Consider the following 1,851-nt stretch of genomic DNA (forward strand, 5'->3'; position numbering starts at 1 on the left):
TGTATGTCGACCCGTCGCCGAGAGCGGACTCGAAATTGCCGCCCCACGAACGGACGGTGCCGTCGGACAAGACCGCGTAGCCCGTCGACCTCCCCGCGGCAATGTCGACGACGTTCGACAGACCGGGAATTTGCTGCGGAGGCCAGTAGCGATCGGTCGTCGTGCCGTCTGCGAGCTCGCCGTCACCGTTGCGGCCCACGCCCCACACGTCCCCGTTCTGCAGACGGAACAGGGTGAAGTTGTACCCGCCCTGTGCGATCTGCACCACCGGTGACGGGAACACCGGCATGACTTGACGAGGCGTCGAGGCGTCATCGGTCGTGCCCAAACCGCTCATGCCGAACACGCCGGAGCCCCATGCAAGGGCGTTGGCGCCGAGCACCGTGTAGGAGTCAGCGCCGCTGGCGGCGTCCGTGGAGGCACGGACCTGCAACTGCGTACCGGGCATCGTCCACTGATCGGGGGTGACCGACGTCGCGAATTCGCCCGACGCATTGGTCTGCCCGAGGGAGGCGCCGAGAGCGGCATTCCCCGTGGCGGTCAGCGCGACCTCTGCGCCTGCCACCCCCGCCGAACCGGACGAAACCGTCGCGACCACGGACGCCGAAGAACCGGCCGACACCTGATCAGCTCGTACATCGACAGCCAGCGAGAGAGTGCCCGCGACGGCGAAGCGCACGGGGCCGCCCATGCTACCGCCGATGGCAGTCACCGGAATGCCCGCGGGCAGCACCGTCTGAACGGGGACGTTGGTCGGCGAGCCGGTGTAGCCGTTGCCGATCTGCCCCTGGTCGTTGGGTCCCCAGGCCCACACGGTCCCATCGGTCTTCAACGCATATCCCGCGCCGATCTGCGACACTCCGGAGATTCCCTGCACTGCGACGGGTGACGCCGACGCCGCGGACGCGCCGTTGCCGAGCTCACCGTTCTCGCCGTCACCCCACGCCGCGACCGTATCGTCAGACAGCAGTGCGTACCCAGTCTGACTCGCCGCCGCGATGGAGACGGCGGTCGAGATGTTCACCACCGGCGCGGGCGTGTACCGGTTACCCGAAAGGGTCGACCCATCGCCCATCTGACCCTTGTAGTTCCCGCCCCACGCCATGATCGAACCATCTGAGCGCAACGCATATCCCGCCACCGACGTGGCTGCGATGGCGGTGGCACCCGACACGCCCGACACGGTCACAGCGACCGGCCTGTTCTGGCTCGTGGTGTCACCGAGCTGCCCGAAGCCGTTTCGCCCCCATCCCCGGACCGTGCCATCGTTCAGCAGCGCCAAGCCGAACCACGTACCACCCGCGACCTTCACGGCGTTCGATACGCCGGAAACCGTCACCACCGAGAGGGAGTAATTCTTCTGGCTGTAGGTGGTCCCGTCGCCGAGCGCCGACTCATAGTTGACACCCCACGACCGCACAGTTCCGTCTTGAAGGACGGCGTAACCGGTCTGATAGCCGGCGGCGATGTCGACCACATTCGACAAATTTGGAATGAGCTGGGGTGTGGAACGGTTCGTCCTCGTGCCGTCGGCCAGCTGGCCCTGATCGTTCTGACCGACGCCCCACACCTGGCCGTTCTTCAACCGGAATAGCGTGAAGTTGTTGCCGCCTTGGGCTACCTGCACCACGGGCGAGGGAAACGCCTGCACGACCTGACGGGGGGCATTGACGTCGGCACCCGTACCCACCCCGTTTCCGCCGGAAGCCCCCGATCCCCACGCGAGGACGTTGGCACCGAGCACGACGAAAGTCTGGGTCGCGTTGGCGCTCGCGGTCACAGCCGTCACAGTGATGGACGACCCCGCCTCGGCCCACGGCTTGCTCAGGTTGAAGTTCGTCGTGTACTGAC

At 66.6% G+C, this 1,851-nt stretch carries 1 pseudogene; it reads right to left on the bottom strand.

Features of this window, described 5'->3' with window-relative positions:
• A pseudogene (locus NS220_RS15835) lies at positions 1 to 1,851 on the bottom strand (hypothetical protein); the annotation flags it as partial.

The sequence above is a fragment of the Microbacterium testaceum genome (genome assembly GCF_001476655.1).
Lineage (GTDB): Bacteria > Actinomycetota > Actinomycetes > Actinomycetales > Microbacteriaceae > Microbacterium > Microbacterium testaceum_C.